Origin of the sequence: Enterococcus sp. DIV1304_2, from assembly GCF_050555445.1 — a bacterium.
In the GTDB taxonomy this organism is placed as follows: domain Bacteria; phylum Bacillota; class Bacilli; order Lactobacillales; family Enterococcaceae; genus Enterococcus_B; species Enterococcus_B pernyi.
Genome location: NZ_CP187851.1, coordinates 1,571,523 through 1,589,369, shown reverse-complemented (window position 1 = coordinate 1,589,369; position 17,847 = coordinate 1,571,523). Strand labels below are relative to the sequence as shown.

Annotated in this window: 16 protein-coding genes; all 16 read left to right on the top strand. The window is 39.5% G+C overall.

Annotation, left to right across the window (positions count from 1 at the left end; genetic code table 11):
* Position 1: 1 nt before the first annotated feature.
* Complete coding sequence (locus IGJ14_RS07395; protein WP_019722657.1) at positions 2-1,126, top strand: Nif3-like dinuclear metal center hexameric protein; 1,125 nt, start codon at positions 2-4, stop codon at positions 1,124-1,126.
* Between the two features lie 15 nt (positions 1,127-1,141).
* Entirely contained in the window at positions 1,142-2,374 is a 1,233-nt protein-coding gene (gene pepT, locus IGJ14_RS07390) for a peptidase T (protein WP_019722658.1), read from the top strand.
* A gap of 200 nt (positions 2,375-2,574) precedes the next feature.
* A complete protein-coding gene (locus IGJ14_RS07385; protein ID WP_019722659.1) occupies positions 2,575-3,480 on the top strand; it encodes a diacylglycerol/lipid kinase family protein in 906 nt (301 codons plus the stop codon).
* Positions 3,481-3,493: 13 nt separating this feature from the next.
* Positions 3,494-3,766 (top strand): DUF1294 domain-containing protein, encoded by a 273-nt coding sequence (locus IGJ14_RS07380; protein ID WP_010735321.1) that lies wholly within the window; start codon positions 3,494-3,496, stop codon positions 3,764-3,766.
* 10 nt (positions 3,767-3,776) lie between these two features.
* On the top strand, positions 3,777-4,829 hold the full coding sequence (locus IGJ14_RS07375) for a lysylphosphatidylglycerol synthase transmembrane domain-containing protein (protein WP_019722660.1): 1,053 nt from the start codon (positions 3,777-3,779) through the stop codon (positions 4,827-4,829).
* A gap of 426 nt (positions 4,830-5,255) precedes the next feature.
* On the top strand, positions 5,256-5,984 hold the full coding sequence (locus tag IGJ14_RS07370; protein ID WP_019722661.1) for a GntR family transcriptional regulator, LSA1692 subfamily: 729 nt from the start codon (positions 5,256-5,258) through the stop codon (positions 5,982-5,984).
* A gap of 10 nt (positions 5,985-5,994) precedes the next feature.
* Positions 5,995-7,296: a Sapep family Mn(2+)-dependent dipeptidase gene (locus tag IGJ14_RS07365; RefSeq protein ID WP_019722662.1), complete on the top strand. Its 1,302-nt coding sequence runs from the start codon at positions 5,995-5,997 to the stop codon at positions 7,294-7,296.
* 168 nt (positions 7,297-7,464) lie between these two features.
* On the top strand, positions 7,465-8,412 hold the full coding sequence (locus tag IGJ14_RS07360) for a N(4)-(beta-N-acetylglucosaminyl)-L-asparaginase (protein WP_019722663.1): 948 nt from the start codon (positions 7,465-7,467) through the stop codon (positions 8,410-8,412).
* Positions 8,413-8,460: 48 nt separating this feature from the next.
* Positions 8,461-8,796, top strand: a complete 336-nt coding sequence (locus IGJ14_RS07355) for a PTS sugar transporter subunit IIB (protein WP_019724643.1) — start codon at positions 8,461-8,463, stop codon at positions 8,794-8,796.
* Positions 8,797-8,872: 76 nt separating this feature from the next.
* The gene (gene celB / locus IGJ14_RS07350) at positions 8,873-10,225 is read left to right on the top strand and encodes a PTS cellobiose transporter subunit IIC (RefSeq protein ID WP_430607352.1); all 1,353 of its coding nucleotides are present in this window, start codon (positions 8,873-8,875) and stop codon (positions 10,223-10,225) included.
* Positions 10,226-10,242: 17 nt separating this feature from the next.
* Positions 10,243-10,737: a GrdB-related putative oxidoreductase gene (locus IGJ14_RS07345; RefSeq protein ID WP_019724506.1), complete on the top strand. Its 495-nt coding sequence runs from the start codon at positions 10,243-10,245 to the stop codon at positions 10,735-10,737.
* Positions 10,738-11,118: 381 nt separating this feature from the next.
* Positions 11,119-13,728 carry an ATP-dependent chaperone ClpB gene (gene clpB, locus IGJ14_RS07340; protein WP_195339439.1) on the top strand — a complete coding sequence of 870 codons (2,610 nt, stop codon included), beginning with the start codon at positions 11,119-11,121 and terminating at the stop codon, positions 13,726-13,728.
* A gap of 283 nt (positions 13,729-14,011) precedes the next feature.
* Positions 14,012-15,919 (top strand): BglG family transcription antiterminator, encoded by a 1,908-nt coding sequence (locus IGJ14_RS07335; RefSeq protein ID WP_430607349.1) that lies wholly within the window; start codon positions 14,012-14,014, stop codon positions 15,917-15,919.
* Between the two features lies 1 nt (position 15,920).
* Positions 15,921-16,370 carry a PTS sugar transporter subunit IIA gene (locus IGJ14_RS07330; RefSeq protein WP_019723577.1) on the top strand — a complete coding sequence of 150 codons (450 nt, stop codon included), beginning with the start codon at positions 15,921-15,923 and terminating at the stop codon, positions 16,368-16,370.
* A gap of 23 nt (positions 16,371-16,393) precedes the next feature.
* Entirely contained in the window at positions 16,394-16,708 is a 315-nt protein-coding gene (locus IGJ14_RS07325; RefSeq protein WP_019723576.1) for a PTS fructose transporter subunit IIB, read from the top strand.
* 27 nt (positions 16,709-16,735) lie between these two features.
* The gene (locus IGJ14_RS07320; RefSeq protein WP_065095936.1) at positions 16,736-17,845 is read left to right on the top strand and encodes a PTS fructose transporter subunit IIC; all 1,110 of its coding nucleotides are present in this window, start codon (positions 16,736-16,738) and stop codon (positions 17,843-17,845) included.
* Positions 17,846-17,847: the final 2 nt, after the last annotated feature.

Below are 17,847 nucleotides of genomic sequence, written 5' to 3'. Positions count from 1 at the left end.
CATGTCCATTAAAGCACAAGATTTCATCAAAAAATTTGAAAGCTATTGCCCGCAATGGTTAGCGGAAGAAGGCGATCCAGTTGGGTTGCACATCGGCACCTTGGACAAACCGATCCAACGTGTGATGATGACTTTAGATGTCCGCCCAGAAGTGGTGGCAGAAGCCATTGAGAAAAAGATCGATCTTTTGATTGCAAAACATCCGCCGATTTTTAGACCAGTCAAACGCTTGATCACTGATTCTCCACAAGAAAAAATGTACGCTGATTTGTTGAAGCATGATATTGCAGTCTATGCAGCCCACACAAACATGGATATCATTGAAGATGGGTTGAACGATTGGTTTTGTGAGCAATTAGGAATTGAGGTCACAGGTCATCTTGTTCAAACACATGAACGTGGCTACAAAAAATTGATCAGTTATCTTCCAGTGGAGGATGCTCCGCGTTTAAGAGCTGCTTTGGCAAAAGCGGGTGCCGGAGAACAAGGAGAGTATGATAGTACAAGTTTTACCTCGATTGGCCAAGGTCGATTCCGTCCAAAAGCTGGGGCGAATCCAACAATTGGTGAAGTCGGCCGTGGGGAACAAGTCCAAGAAGCCAAAGTCGAAGTGATCTTCCCAGAAAATATAGAAAAGGAAGTCTTACAAGCGATGTTTGCCGCACATCCTTACGAAGAACCGGCATTTGATTTGTTTCCGATCGAGGCACCAGTCAAAACTTGGGGATTAGGTCGTATTGGAGAACTAGCGAAAGAACAGAGTTTGGATGATTTTGCCGCGCATGTGAAAGAAGTCTTTCAATTGGAAGGGTTACGTGTGGTTCGCCCCACGACAAATCCACAAAAAATGATCAAACGTGTCGCTATCTGTGGCGGGAGTGGTGAGAAGTTTTATCCCGCAGCCTTGGCGCAAGGAGCAGATGTCTATATCACTGGCGACATTTATTTCCATACAGCACAAGATATGCAAAGCGCAGGATTAGCTGCGATCGATCCGGGACACTATATCGAATCATTATGCAAAGAAAAATTTGTAGAGAAGTTCGAGATCTGGAAAGAGGAAGAGAATTGGTCGGTTGACTTTTTTGTTTCAGAAACATCAACCAATCCATTTGAATTTAAATAAAAAGGAGAGTCATTTATGTACGAGAACTTATTACCGCGATTTTTAAGATATGTCAAAACGGAAACACAATCCGATCCAACAAGTCAGACTACGCCATCTACGCAAACGCAAGTAGAGTTTGCGCAAGTTTTGAAAAGAGAATTAGAAGACCTAGGCTTGTCTGATGTAACATATAATACAGAAAACGGTTTTGTGATTGCTACACTACCTAGTAATATCGATCATGACGTACGTTCGATTGGTTTTATTGCTCACATGGATACAGCGGATTTCAATGCAGTAGGCGTAAATCCTCAAATCATCGAAAACTATGACGGGGAATCAACGATCGTTCTAGATAAAGAAGGACGCTTCACGTTGAATGTCAAAGATTTCCCTAATTTAAAAAATTATGATGGCCATACGTTGATCACAACTGATGGTACCACATTACTAGGTGCAGATGACAAAGCGGGTATTGCAGAAATCATGACAGCTATGGAAATCTTGCTAAAAAATCCTTCGATCCCTCACGGTGAGATCAAAGTCGCTTTTGGTCCAGATGAAGAAATCGGTGTGGGTGCTGATAAGTTTGATGTAGAACAGTTCAATGTTGATTTTGCTTATACGATCGACGGCGGTCCTTTAGGAGAGTTGCAATACGAAACCTTTAGTGCAGCGCAAGCCAACATCACGATCCAAGGGAAAAATGTCCATCCTGGTACAGCGAAGAATACAATGATCAATGCTTTACAATTAGCGATCGACTTCCACAATGAATTACCAGCTGATGAAGTTCCTGAAAAAACAGATGGTTATGAAGGATTCTTCCATTTGATGGCATTGAATGGTAGTCCAGAAGAGGCGAAGATGAGTTATATCATTCGTGACCATAAACGTGAGTCATTTGAAGCGAGAAAAGCAATGATCACAAGCATTCAAGAAAAAATGAACCAACAATTTGACCAAGAACGTATCCAAGTAGAAATGTATGATCAATACTACAATATGCGTGAAATCATCGAAAAGGATATGAGTATCGTTGATCTAGCTGAAAAAGCAATGATCGAACTAGACATCAAGCCAGTGATCGAACCGGTACGTGGTGGGACAGATGGCTCAAAAATCTCTTATCTGGGGATACCAACACCAAATCTATTTGCAGGTGGCGAAAACATGCACGGACGTTTTGAATTTGTGTCCCTACAAGTCATGGAAAAAGCGGCAGATGTCATTGTTAAAATCGCGGAGTTGAATACGCAGGTGTAATTGATCCGTTTCATTGATAAAAAAGATTAAATTTCAACCAATAATCTCACATTATTGGTTGATTGCTACACTGCATTGACATATGATTGATTCGAGGCTATTTTAGTCAGTGCTCGAATCACTGTTCATGGGGGAGGGTGAGCGTTTATTTCGCATCCACTCCCTTTGTTTTTTGCAGGAAAGTAGGAGGAATACGGTTTATGAAGAAGTTACTGGTATTTTATAACAAAAGTTCAGGAAAGGATGAAGGGGAACAATTAGCAGAATGGTTCAAGGAGTACGTCGCAAAACACCGACCAGAACTAGAGGTTTATCTAACGGAAACTGGACCGTCGATCAAAGATGAAACATTGAGAGAAAAAGCAAAAGAACATGAGGTAGATACACTAGTCATCATTGGTGGTGATGGCACGATCCACCATATCATCCAAGCATTCCAAGATGAATTAGACCATTACCATGTTGGCTTATTACCTGGTGGAACGATCAATAACTTAGCGAAAGTGTTAGGCATTCCTTTTGAGAAAGAAGAAGCCGCAGCAATGATGTTAGAGGAATCGATCCGCAAAATCGACTACGGGAAAGTGAACGATAAAGTAGTTATTTCTACTTTGACTATTGGCATATTAGCAGACACAGCGGTGTGGATCAGTCAAAAAGAAAAGCAAAAATATGGTTCATGGATCTTTATCAAGCGTTTCGTGAAATTATTGATGAAAAAGAAAAAATATCATTTGGATATCAAAACTGAAGATGTTCATTGGCAAGGAAAAGCACAGTTGTTGACGATCACGATGTCTAACTCAGTAGGTGGCTTTACTGGTTTCGATGATTCTGCTGCACCAGATGATGGTAAGTTCCATATCACTATCGTTCCTTCATTAGATTTTTTCCGGTTTGCTTTTTATCTCCCACGTATGATCAAAGGAAAGATCTATTCTGTTCCTGGCATCAAATATCTGACAGCTAGTCAAGTCAATATCCAGGCAAGAGAAAAGAAAGTGACGACTCGAACTGATGGTGACACTACCGATGACTTGCCGATCGAATTGAAAGTCATTCCAAAAGGTATAGCGATCTACGTACCAAAAGAAAAAGATCAATAAATGGAGGAAGTCGATGGAAGTATTGATGCATAATCCCTTGTGGTTTTACTTGTTCATTGTAAATGTTTATCTATTTGGCTTGATGGGCTATGATAAACGTCAGGCAAAAAAAGGCGCTTGGCGCGTACCAGAAAGTAATTTGTTGTTTGTTAGCTTGTTAGGCGGTGGTTTGGGCGGTTTGTTCGCACAACGCATATTCCGTCACAAAACTAAAAAAAAGAAGTTCACGATCGTTTTCATGTTAGGAATCATGATTGATCTCGTCTTGATCTATTTTTTCCATTAAGGAGTCGTACATGTCTACTAAAGGAACAAAAATCAAAATCATCATTAATCTATTATTATTGACTATTATTCTCGCTATTATTTATTATTTGATCAACCAATCTTTTGCGGATATTTTCAAAGAGTTGCTTTCAACAAGTGTCCAAGTGCTTCTGGCGATGTTTTTTTTCGGTACACTTTATCAAATTGTAGAAGGTCGCTCAATCAAAGAGATCGCCAAGCCGTTTTCCAAATCTTTCAGTACAAGTGATGGGTTCTGGACGTCTTGTTATATTGCCTTTTATCGGATCGTTTCATTTGGAACGGGGACACTGATCTCAGAAATTTATTTTTACAATAAAAAAGGGATGAAGTTTTCTCAAGGAGCAGGAGTCACTGCCTTGCATATGATCATGTATAAATTAGCGGTGATCACTTATGCAGTCATTGGCTTGATTGTTCAATTTTCTTTGTTTTACGAAAATGCGCCAAATATGATCTGGTTCATCATTGCCGGTATCATCTTGACAGCTTTGATCATTTTATTTCTTGTGACAATATCTGTCAGTTTGAATCTACAAGTGTTTTTTGTCAAAGTCTCCAATCGCTTATTCAAAAGTGAACGTTTACGCAACTGGGTGGATACGTGTAACAGTCAGATCTATTCATTGAGAGAAACAGTGCAAACGATCATTCAAGACCGTACCGCATTGATCAGGATCTATTGTTGGAATCTGCTAAAACTACTCTGTTGGTATGTGATGCCTTATCTGTTTTTAGTAGAAAATCATCCACATCTTGATTTTCTTTTAACATTCTCATTTATTAGTTTTGCTGTGGTTTTGTCAGGCGTGTTACCAACCCCCGCAGGTATTGGTTCGTTTGAGTTTGTTTATCTATTGCTCTTTCGACCTGTAGTTGGAACGGTGGATGCTGTTTCTTCCTTACTGCTTTACCGTTTTGGCTCGTTCATCTTGCCATTCATTTATGGCTTTTTCTATGTGATCGCAGAAAGACGGAATATCTTACGTCAAGAGATCCATGAAGTAAAGGCAGAGAAAAAACGCACGAAGGGGAAAATCTAATTGTTTTGAAAAGCTTCGTGGGTAAGTTCAACTATATACAACTTGATAGAGAATCAGTCTGAGCTGAAAATGGCTTAGATTGATTCTTTTTTGTTTATAACAAGCTAGATTCAAATACCACGTATCCACCAAGACAGTCTCAATTACGTAGGGAAAGATAGATCAAACAAAGCCGATTCTTTTTAAAAGCCAAATAACCGTTTTTATTGATGAAAGTCTATACTTAATGGTATATACTTTATGTTGAATAAATATAAGACTCGGATTTCATTAAGCGGGTTTTTTTCTCATCATACGAATAGGGTGAAAAGCTTTAGAAGTAAAATTTTTATTTTTGACAGTTAAGCTTTTAGACGTTTGGCTTCTTAACTCAGAAACGAATCGACCGTATGATGAATGATACGTAGTTAGAAAGTAGGTAATAAAGTGAAAAAACAAGCGGTTTTCCAAGATATAGCTGAAAAAATTGCACAACGAGTCAATGATGGAACTTACGTGACCAGTCAAAAGTTACCTTCAGATTATGATTTAGCGGAAGAATTTCAATGTAGTCGACTGACGGTGCGCAAAGCAATTGATCTTTTGATCAGTCAAAATATTTTAGTGAAAGAAAGAGGAAAAGGAACTTATGTTATGAAGCAACCGAAGATCCAAAGCGGTTCCGGTGGCTTACAAAGTTTTACTGAAACTGCCAAGGCTCAAGGAAAAAAGACACGGACAGAAGTATTACAAGTTGAGATCGTAAAAGAAGTACCGCTGAAGATTCGCCAGATGTTCGCTGACTATGGAAATGAAGCCATGGTTTATCTGTCTCGTTTACGTTACTTTGATGATGAACCAATGACAGTAGAAAACCTCTATATACTAAAACGTTATTTGCAAAATGAAAGTGGTGAGATCCCTCAAGCTCAGCTGGCATCTTCACTGTATGAAATAATTGAAGAAAACATTGAGATTGGCTACGCGCATCAAGAAGTTGAAGCAGTCATAAGTCCGCCAGATATTGCCAAGTTATTGCATGTATCAGAAGATGATCCAATGCTTCTCGTCCATTCGATGACTTATTCTCCTTCTGCTAAACCGATATTGTTCGACACGTCTTTTTATCGTGCAGATCAATATACGTTTAAGAATACATTGATACGTCAAAAATAAGAGGTGAAAAATGGATCAAATCAACACAGCAATCGAAGAGAATTGGCTGGATTTTCTGGATTTACTCAAACAAGTCATGCAAGTTCCTAGTGTTAAATCAGAAGCTGGACCAGGAGCACCCTTTGGTATAGAAGCACGCTCGGTTCTTTCTTTGGTCATGGACAAAAGTGCCGGATATGGGTTCCAAACAAAAGTAATCGATGATGCGATCGGCTATGCCCAGTGGGGAAATGAAGGAAGTGAGTATATCGGGGTTCTGGGACATCTCGATGTCGTCCCTGCTGGTCAAGGATGGGAGTTTCCGCCGTTTGATCTCAGTGAGAAAAAGGATCGTTTTTATGGTCGAGGAATATTAGACAACAAAGGACCTATCATGTGTTGTCTGTATGGCATGAAACTATTAAAAGACCTAGGTCACCAGCCAAAAAAGAATCTGCGGATCATCTTTGGAACGGATGAAGAAAGTGGCATGTCAGATATTTCTCATTACTTAGCCGAGGAAAAACCACCGTCATTTGGTTTCACGCCCGATTGTAAATATCCTGTGGTCTATGGCGAACGTGGTATCGTAAATGTTGTCCTCCACTTTACTTTACCTGAAGAGGAACATCAACAAATCAGTCGATTCGAAGGGGACCAGTTCCGTGATCATGTTCCAGACCAACTGAACGTGAGAATTGCCAAAAAAGAAATAAGCGCCAGTGGTAAACGAGCACCAAGTAACGCGCCTGAGTTAGGAGAAAATGCTATCACGATCTTGGCGACAAAACTAGCTGAAGAACGAATGATCCCGCCAGTTGCACAGGGTCATTTCCGCTGGATTTGTCAAAGCTTTCATCAAAAACATTTTGGAGAAGGGATCGATTTAGCGTTTGAAGACGAAGATTCAGGCAAGTTGATTTTGACACCTGTTGTGCTGCAAAAGTCTCCAGAAGGCTTGCTATTAGAAATTGCTTTACGTTACCCGGTGACCGTATCAGAAAAACAAGTCGTGTCACGTTTGAAAAACCAATTGCCTTTAGGTGTTGATTTAGAAGTCGTTCGTAGTATTCCTGGATTTTGTCGGACAGAAGAGTCAAAAAAAATCGATACACTGTCAACGATCTATCATCAAGTCACCGGTAATGATCCTAAACCAGTGACAACAACAGGCGCCACGTATGCGCGTAAAATGCCGAATATCTTAGCATTTGGCCCTTCATTTCCAGGGCAAAAAGGGATTGCCCATACGGCGAATGAATATATGGATTCCGCAGATTTAAGAACAAATTTAGAAATCTACATGCGCAGCCTCCAAGCATTAACAGAATAAAAAATTCAGATAGTACAAACAATTGAAAAATAAATTTCATGTAAAACGAGTTTCTAATAAAACGATGAGTTTTAAAAAGAAACTCGTTTTTTAGTATAGACATAATAGTATATACCATATAGAATATACTTGAAAGCGCTACAAATGATAGGTGATGGAGGGAAAGAAATGTGGGGAATAATTGCAACCTGGCGCATGGCACATGAAGGTGTCTTGGCCGCTAAACAACAATTAGAAGCACAGTTTTCATGTAAAGATGCTGTGGAAACGGCGATCAAAGCAGTAGAAGATTATCCATTTTATAAATCCGTCGGTTATGGTGGATTACCAAATGAAAAAGGAATCGTGGAAATGGATGCTGCTTTTATGGATGGGGAAACATTTAAGATTGGTGCAGTAGCCGGAATTACTGATGTAGCCAATCCGATTTCTGTTGCTCGGCAGTTGAGTGATGAAAAATTCAATAGTTTTCGGGTAGGACAAGGAGCAACAGAGTATGCGATGCTCTCTGGTTTTGAACGAAAGAATATGTTGACCCCACGTGCAAAAAAAATCTGGGAACAACGAGTAAAAGAAATCGCCACGTTGAATTTAGATCCTTACGATGGCCATGATACGGTCGGAGTTGTCGCGCTCGATACGCAACAACAGATGGCAGTAGGAACATCCAGTTCCGGTTTGTTTATGAAAAAACATGGACGTGTAGGAGATTCGCCATTATCTGGTTCGGGATTTTATGTGGATAGTACGATTGGCGGTGCAGCAGCCACAGGCTTAGGGGAAGATCTTATGAAGGGCTGTCTCTCTTATGAAATCGTTCGATTGATGGGGAATGGATGTACGCCACAAGTGGCTTGTGATCGAGCCGTTTATGGATTTGATGAGCGATTGCGCAAACGTTATGGCAAAGCGGGGGCGTTCTCTTTAATAGCATTAGATAAATATGGCGAATGGGGGGTAGCGACGAACGTTGAATTTACATTTAGTGTGGCAACGATGACCCAAGAACCAGCAATTTTCATGGCAAATCCTGGTCCGGATCAGTCGACAGTGATCACACCAATCACGCAAGAATGGCTTGATGCCTATGAAGCACGTATCAAAGCACCCATCTAAAGGTGCAATCGAACAAACGGTTAACAAGAATAAAATGGAGGAATAGATATGGCAACTAAAAAAATTTATTTGTTTTGTGAAGCAGGAATGTCAACCAGTATTATGGTCAATAAAATGATGGACGTCGTCAGAAAACACAAAATGCCATTAGAAATTGCCGCTTTTCCTGCAATTCATGCGGAAGAAAAAGTCGCACAAGAAAAACCTGTGGCTATTTTATTAGGGCCTCAAGTCCGTCATTTAGCGAGTAAAATGAAAGAAACGTTTGACCCAATGGGGATTCCTGTTGGCACGATTGCTCCAGAAACATATGGCATGATGGACGGGGAAAAAGCGTTGAAAGATGTCTTGGGTTTGATCAAAAAATCAAAAGCGACAAAGTAGAGTGACAAAATGAGATTTTCGATCGAAGAATTATGTCCTCAAACAAAAATAAAGCAGCTGGATGGGAGGAAGAAACATGCAAAAATTTTTGGATTGGTTAGAACGTGTGTTAACACCAATGGCGAAAACAATCGGTGAAAATAAGTATTTGATTGCGATTCGTGATGGTTTTTTGCTATCAACACCCTTATTGATCGTAGGATCGCTCTTTTTAGTTTTGACTAATTTTCCAATTCCTAATTGGAATGAAACGATGAGCCGTATTCTCGGAGATAACTGGGCAACGATGTTGAATATGCCTGCCACGGCAAGTTTTGATATTATGACGATTTTAGCGGTTGGGGGTATTGGCTATAGTCTGGCAAAACAATTTAAAGTAGATGCCATGCAAGCGGCAATTATTTCATTGGTCGCTTTTTTTATCGTGACCCCTTTTACAACCCTGTTTACACCAGAAGGCTCCACTGAAGTCTATGAAGTAGGAAGCTTGCCCTTACGTTGGATGGGCTCTAGTGGCCTGTTCTTAGGGATGGTCGTGGCTTTGGTTGCTACCCGATTGTTTGTCGCTTTATTACGTAAAGGTTGGACGATCAAAATGCCAGAAGGTGTGCCACCAACCGTCGTACAATCCTTTGAAGCGTTGATCCCAAGTTTTGTGATTGTTACTCTTTTTATGATTGTCAATTGGTTAGCCAATCTAACCTCATATGGTAATTTACAAGAAATACTATTTAAGTTCCTACAAACTCCTTTACTTAGCTTAGGAAATACTCTAGGCGCGATGATCATAGCCTACTTATTCTTGCACTTTTTTTGGTTTTTCGGTATCAACGGTTCGAGTGTGGTTGGAGCAGTATTCAATCCGATTTTACGAGCACTATCCGTTGAAAATTTAGATGCCTTCAAAAATGGCGTAGATATACCAAATATCATCACAGGTCAATTCCAAGATATGTTTGCTACTTTTGGTGGTGGGGGATCTACGCTTTCATTGATTCTAGTCATGATTCTAGTATGCAAAAGCCAACGAGTGAAAAAACTGTCGCAATTGTCACTAGTACCAGGGATTTTTGGAATCAATGAACCGATTATTTTTGGTTTACCAATTGTTTTAAATCCAGTCTTACTGATTCCATTTGCACTTGTACCCACGATCAATATCATCATTTCCTATTTTTGTATGGATTTAGGATTAGTAAATTATACGAATGGTATTCAACTACCATGGACAACGCCACCGATCATTTCTGGTTTCTTAGTTAGTGGTTGGCAGGCATCTATTTTGCAAGCCCTCTTGATCCTACTAGGGATGGCTATTTATTATCCTTTTATCAAAGTGCTAGATAATCAGTACTTAAAAGAAGAAGCAGAGGCGGTACAGGAAGAAGAAGAAATCGATTTTGACGAATTCGACTTTGATGATTTATAAGAAAAGAGGTCGTAGCAATGAAAAAAATAGTCTTGATTCTCAATCATTTGACTGCAGGCTTGGGCAGTGATGAAAATGCCCAGCTATCTCCTGGTGGCAAAAAAACAGCTCTTGGACCTGGGCGTACCTTAAATCCACTTTTTCAAGAACACGATACAGAAATCGTTGCTACATTATATTGTGGTGATCAGTATTATCTTGATCACCAAGAAGAGGTGAATAAAAAATTTGTAGGATTTGCCAAAAAATTTGGTGCAGATGCTGTTCTCTGTGGACCCGCGATGCATTATGCTAATTTTGGCATGATGGTAGCCCAATTAGCCTTGGCCTTCAGCGAACAAGGAATTCCCAGTGTTGCAGCGATGTCTGAAGAAAATCCTGCCTTTGCCATTTACACTGAAAAGATCAACATAATCAAAATGCCTAAAAAAGGCGGAATTGGTTTAAATGATTCATATAAAAATATCAGTCACTTTATTTCAGCCCTCGCTCATCAAAAGCAATCATCATGACCAGATTTCGATGAATCAACTAGTTTGTGCTAAGCAATCATCAGAAATAAATACCTCTAGGTCGGAATAGAATCAACCTCTAGAATTAAGGGTAACAACCACGGAATCGTTCTATAAATGTTTGTGGTTGTTGCCCTTATTTTATAGAGGTTTCTTTTTTTTTGCCGTTTATTTGGTAAAGTGTGACAGATAAAATTGAGTGTAACTTCTGTCTCAAATTTTTTTAATAATTGTGAGTATAATCTTTGACCAAAACTGACCAAATGAGTATAATATTCATGTAAAGGTTAAAGAAAACGAGACTTTAGACGGATGTTATAGACGTTAGAGAAAGTTATAGTTGACTTTGACCAAACAACTTCTACTACAGGAGGGAAATATATGAATAGTGAAAAAATGACAACTACGCTCCAAGAAGCGATTGCAGAAGCACAACAAGTAGCGATGACAAGAAAACATCAAGAAATCGACATCGTTCATTTATGGAAGATCTTTTTACAGCCAAATCATTTTGGCCGTAATCTATATACAGATGCAGGTATCGATGCAGATGCGTTTGAACAAGAGATCGATCGTGTGTTAGATGATTACCCAACAGTCTCAGGCAGCAATGTCCAATACGGACAAAATCTTAGTCAAAATCTTTTCCATTTATTGAATGAAGCGGATCAATTGAGAGAAAGTTTTGGTGATGAATTCTTATCCACTGAGATCGTGCTATTAGCTTTAATGAAATTAAAAAATTATCCACTGACTGTTTATTTGACAAAACAGGGACTGAATGAAAAAGAATTGCGTAAAAATATCGAAGACATGCGGGGAGGAGAGCGTGTGACCTCAAAAAATCAAGAAGAACAATATAAAGCGTTAGAAAAATATGGTGTCGATCTCGTCCAACAAGTTCGTAGTGGCAAAATGGACCCGATCATTGGCCGAGATGAAGAGATTCGTGATGTGATCCGGATCTTGTCGCGTAAAACTAAAAACAACCCTGTGTTGATCGGGGAACCTGGTGTTGGTAAAACAGCGATCGTTGAAGGATTAGCGCAACGTATCGTTCGCAAAGATGTACCAGAAAACTTAAAAGATAAAACCATTTTTTCTTTAGATATGGGTGCCTTGATTGCTGGAGCAAAATTCCGTGGAGAGTTTGAAGAACGCTTAAAAGCAGTCTTGAAAGAAGTGAAGAAAAGCGATGGACGGATCATCTTGTTCATCGATGAGATCCACAACATCGTCGGTGCAGGAAAAACGGAAGGTAGTATGGATGCCGGTAACTTGCTTAAACCGATGTTAGCTCGTGGGGAACTTCATTTGATCGGTGCGACTACTTTAGATGAATACCGACAATACATGGAAAAGGACAAAGCGTTAGAGCGCCGTTTCCAAAAAGTATTAGTGAAGGAACCAACTGTTGAAGATACGATCAGTATTCTTCGAGGATTGAAAGAGCGTTTTGAGATCCACCATAGCGTCAATATCCATGACAATGCTTTGGTTGCGGCAGCTACATTATCCGATCGCTATATCACAGACCGCTTTTTACCTGATAAAGCCATTGATTTGATCGATGAAGCAAGTGCTACGATCCGAGTGGAAATGAACTCCATGCCAACGGAATTAGATCAAGTGACTCGTCGCTTGATGCAGTTGGAGATCGAAGAAGCAGCATTAAAGAAAGAATCTGATGATGCAAGTAAAAAACGTTTGAAGAACTTACAAGAAGAACTAGCCGATCTTCGAGAAGAAGCCAATGCGATGAAGATGCAGTGGGAAACTGAAAAAGAAGAAGTAAATACCGTTTCTTCTAAACGTGCAGAAATCGATAAGGCAAAACATGAATTAGAAGACGCAGAAAACAATTATGATCTTGAGCGTGCCGCTGTTTTGCGTCATGGAACGATTCCACAATTAGAGAAAGAATTAGCAGAACTTGAAGCAAAAACAAAAGACAGTGACATCAAGATGGTACAAGAATCTGTCACTGAAAATGAAATTGCTCAAGTTGTTGGCCGTTTAACAGGGATTCCAGTAACGAAACTCGTGGAAGGTGAACGCGAAAAACTAATCAAGTTGAATGAAACGCTTCATAAACGTGTCATTGGGCAAGATGAAGCGGTAGACGCAGTAAGTGATGCGGTCATTCGTTCTCGTGCGGGATTACAAGATCCAAACCGACCATTGGGTTCATTCTTATTCTTAGGACCAACGGGTGTCGGTAAAACCGAACTAGCAAAAGCTTTAGCAGAAAACTTGTTTGATTCTGAAGAGCATATGGTGCGGATCGATATGAGTGAATACATGGAAAAACATGCCGTTTCTCGTTTAGTTGGTGCGCCTCCAGGTTACATTGGCTACGAAGAAGGTGGACAGCTAACAGAGGCTGTGCGACGAAACCCATATACGATCGTTTTGCTCGATGAAATTGAAAAGGCACATCCAGATGTCTTCAATATTTTATTACAAGTATTAGACGATGGCCGTTTGACGGATTCAAAAGGTCGTCTCGTTGACTTTAAAAACACGGTGATGATCATGACAAGCAATATCGGTTCTCAATTATTGTTGGAAGGTGTCACCCCAGAAGGAACGATTCCAGAAGAAGTCGAAGAACAAGTGCGAACGATCCTTCGTGGTCATTTTAAACCAGAATTCTTGAATCGTATTGATGACACGATCCTCTTTACGCCATTAAGTCTAAACAATGTCAAAGGGATCGTTGACAAGATGATTTCTCATTTGGCACATCGTTTAGAAAGTCAAGAAATCATTTTGGAAATCAGTGACGAAGCAAAAACATGGATTGCAGAAAATGCGTACGAGCCTGCATATGGCGCACGCCCATTGAAACGATTCATTACAAAAGAAGTAGAAACGCCATTGGCTAAAGAAATCGTAGCAGGGAAGATCATGCCGAAATCGAAAGTAACAATTACTTTATTCGATCACCACTTAGCATTCGCCACAGAAAGCCTACCCGAAGATGAATAATAGGAAATGCGACTCCAAATCTGATGCATGATTGAGGAAGAAAGCATTACCTGTCAAAGTAAAAGACTATTACTAATAGTCTCTAGCTTTGACAGGTATTTTTTTCGTCTATACTTAATAAACAATTACATGGTTCATCGAAGGACCAGAACTAGAAAATGAATGGTGGTCGTCAAGTTAGCGACTAAACCTATGATTTACTGTATTCAAAACGGTAAAAGTAAGTGTTTTCATAAATCGGTAGACAAGCTAAGATAGGAAATGTAGATGAGGTGATAGTGTGATGATCAAGGAACGAGAAAAAGCAATCATTCAATATATTTTGATGAACGAACATACGACGGTCACAAAAATAGCGAAACACATGAATTTATCGAATAAAACAGTTTCACAATCACTAAAATTGATCGATGAATTCTTTCGTGATACAACGATCGAACTAATCAGAAAACCACGAGTTGGTGTCTCGATCATCGGTGATCCAACAGAGATTTTACGTGAGCTTGATACAACGACTGTGGCAACAGTTCCAGCTTCTAAAAAAGAACGTATCCAATTCCTCTGTTTTGAACTCTTGAAAAAAAAGACCTATTTCACTCGCCAAGAACTACAAGATACACTATTTATTAGCAAATCGACATTAGAAGGTGATATGAACCAAGTCCATGAGATTTTCCGCCATTTCAACGTTAGCATCGATCGCCTGCCTGGTAAAGGTTCATTTCTAAACTTATCAGAGCAAGAAAAAAGAGGCTTAGCATTTGATCTGATCTACTATTTTTGGGGTAGTAATTGGAAAATCACCAAAAAGAACCAGCTATATCTACACTCGATCCAAGGCATTCCTCCTTTTGTCAATGAGTTCATCGACATGAAGAACATCACATTAGTTGATACATTATTGCAGGAATACCTAAAAGAGGCACAAATAAGGTTGAATGATACGACCTACCATTCATTATTGCTCCATCTGTTGATCATGATTGATCGCGTAAGAGAAGATAACTATTTAGAAAGCGAAGAAGTCTACGGAAAAGTCAGAGAAAATAAACCATTTGATTTATTCATTCTAAAATTAGAAAAAACTTTCTCATTGACATTACCTTCTTCTGAAGTCCGTTATATTCTCTTACACTTAGAAGGTGATACATTGCTTGAACAAATGAAGCAAATGCATGAAGTGACAGATGAACACATACGACAATTGATTCACGAAAATGTAACCCTTTACAACGAAAGTATCATTTTAGGGTTAGTTACGCACATCAAAGAAGCAGTCTTGCGTATCAAAAAAGGGTTGTTGATCCATAATCCTTTTTTACAAGATGTGAAGAAAAGCTTTCCTGTGGCTTTTACAGAAGCCATCCAATTAGCAAATGCCTTAAGCCAAGATTTTGTGACCAACGTCCCAGAAGATGAAGTCGCTTTTCTTGCTGTCCATATCCAAGCAATGAAAGAGCAAAAAGAAGAAAAACATCAAAAGAAAGTCAGTGTCTTACTTGTTTGTAGTAGTGGCAAAGGCACCTCACAACTCTTGGCTGCCCGACTTCGTAGAAATTATGAAAAGATCGAGATTTCTAGGATACTTTCAATCCAAGAGTTGATGCAGACATCGATCGATGAAGATCTGGTGATATCGACTGTCAACTTGAACCTAGAGACGATACCAACGATCAATGTTTCACCGGTTCTCAACAAATTAGAACGTCAGAAAATCGAGCAATTTTTAAAAAATGTCCAAAATAAACCAATCAAATCAACGAATCACTTTGGAAAGTTGATCAAAGATGACTTGATCTTTTTGGATCATTCATTCACAGACTATCAAGAAGTGATCCAATTCGTTGGGCAACAATTGATTGATAATGGATATGCGGAAGAAGAAATCATTCCTTCTTCTTTAGAAAGAGAACAGCTTTCTTTTACCTCTTTTGGAAAATTTGCGACACCACACGGGGCCCCTAAATACGTTAAAAAATCGGCGATCGTCTTTTTACGATTAGCTAATGAATTGATGTGGGGAGAAACGAAAGTCAAATATTTATTTTTCATCTGTATCAAAGATGAAACAGCGCAAGAGCTGGAAGAAATCTATGATACTATGCTAGAGATCATCGAATCTGGTGAAAAAAACTATTTGTTAAAGGGAACAAAAAATGAGATCAAAAACTATTTGAAAGAGGAATTTTAATATGAGCATTGCAACTTTACTACCTTCTGATCATATTTTTTTAGATATGGAAAGTACAACGAAAGAAGAAACGATCCGTCAATTAGCAGAAGTTTTAACGAATAACGGAATAGTCAACGACAAAGAAGCATATATCCAGTCTGTATTAGAAAGAGAAGAACATTCGACGACAGGCATTGGGAACAATATTGCGATTCCCCATGGGAAAAGTGAAGCAGTTAGTGAGCCAGCAATTGTTTTTGCAAGATTGAAACAACCAATCGATTGGCAATCATTAGATGAAGAGCCAGTTTTTGTAGTCATATTATTAGCAATCCCAGAGTCACAAAAAGGGGATACTCATCTAAGGATCTTATCTGAAATTGCGATGAAATTAATGGATGATGACATTACGGCACAACTAAAAACTGAGACAGATAAACAACAAATCGCGAAACTATTAAGCGAATAAACAAACGAAAAGAGGAAAAAGAGATGAAAAGAAAAATTATCGCAGTTACAGCCTGTGCTACAGGGGTCGCTCATACGTATATGGCAGCCCAAGCACTTAAGAAAGCAGCAGCAAAACGTGGTGATTTGATCAAAGTGGAAACACAAGGAGCGACAGGTATCGAAAATGAACTAACTGAAAAAGATTGTAACATTGGCGAAGTCGTTATTTTTGCAGTAGATACAAAAGTTAGAAATGAAAACCGTTTCAAAGGAAAACAGATTTTAAAAGTACCAGTTGCAGCACCAATCAAGAATGCAGAAAAAGTCATCGAAGATGCACTAAAAATGGTCGACTAATCAATTATTCGTGGGGGAGAGAAAGTAATGAAAAAAATTGCAAGTGAAATCAAAAATCATGTTTTAACAGGAATTTCTTATATGATACCGTTAGTGATCGCTGGAGCGGTCATCATGGCCATCTCTCGTGTGGGTGGTTCTTTTTACGGGATTGTTGATATTTGGGACGGTTCACATGGTGAGAGTGCCAACGCAATCATTCGTTTATTGCATAGTTTAGATGGCTTCGGTGGCACAGCCCTTGGTTTGATGTTCCCAGTGATTTCCGCATTTATTGCCTATTCGATCTCAGACAAATTAGGGATTGCTCCTGGTTTAGTTGGTGGGATGTTAGTGAAAGATATCAATGCAGGCTTTTTAGGCGCCATCGTTTCTGGTCTGATTGCGGGTTATGCGTGCTTGTTGATCAAAAACAAAATCAAATTACCAAAATCAATGGCATCCGTTGTACCAGTATTTTTAGTACCAGTATTAGGTACATTGATCACCGTTCTATTGGTCAATTATGTGATTGGGACGCCATTTGCAGCATTGAACGTTGGTTTAGAATCATGGTTGAACGGTTTAAGTGGTGGAAATGCCATCGTTATGGCAGCAGTCGTTGGCGCAATGGTTGGTTTTGACTTAGGTGGACCAGTCAATAAAGCGGCAGTGACCACAGCAATGGCACTATTGACTAGTAATGTTTATGCACCGAATACTGCGGCACAAGTGGCGATCATCATTCCACCAATCGGGTTAGGATTAGCCACGATCTTTGCGAAAAACAAATACAACAATGAATTAAAAGAAGCTGGGAAATCAGCAGTGATCATGGGACTTGTTGGTATTTCTGAAGGAGCGATCCCGTTTGCCGTTGAAAATCCATTGAAAGTTATCCCGATCAATATGATTGGTTCTGCCTTAGGTTCAGCGATGGCAGTTGGTTTAGGGGCAGTGAACACTGCACCGATTTCAGGATTCTATGGCTGGTTCACCGTAGAAAAATGGCCGATCTATGTACTTTCGATCGCTACAGGTGCATTGTTCATCGCGATCTTAACTAGCGTGCTACGTTCAAAAGATGCTGGACAAGAAGTAGAATCAGCAGTTGAAGAATTTGATGAAGCTGCTTGGGAAGAACAATGGGAAGCGTAACT